The sequence below is a fragment of the Mesorhizobium sp. M1A.T.Ca.IN.004.03.1.1 genome (assembly GCF_003997555.1).
Classification (GTDB): Bacteria; Pseudomonadota; Alphaproteobacteria; order Rhizobiales; family Rhizobiaceae; genus Mesorhizobium.
Genome location: NZ_RZTV01000964.1, coordinates 1 through 242, shown reverse-complemented (window position 1 = coordinate 242; position 242 = coordinate 1). Strand labels below are relative to the sequence as shown.

Sequence of the window (242 nt, the reverse complement as noted above, 5' to 3'; positions counted from 1 at the left end):
CCGGCAGGAGCTGCGCCAGCTGGAAGACCGGCTGAAGGAAGTGGTGCTGATGGCCGAAACCTTTATTCCACGCCCGGCCGGCGGGGTTTTCGACGCCACTGCCGATCCCGCCGCAGAGCTGGCGATCCGGCTCTTCGATGCGCATCTTGCGGCCGAGAGCGCGATCGTGCTGAGCTTCCAGAGCCCGCCGCCTTTTGCGCTCGTCCATGCGGTGATCGAGGCGGATGCGGTGGAACTTGGAC

The 242-nt window shown here is 66.1% G+C and carries 1 pseudogene; it reads left to right on the top strand.

The features are described 5' to 3' along the window. Positions 1 to 242, top strand: a pseudogene (locus tag EOD29_RS34540) (FUSC family protein); the annotation flags it as partial.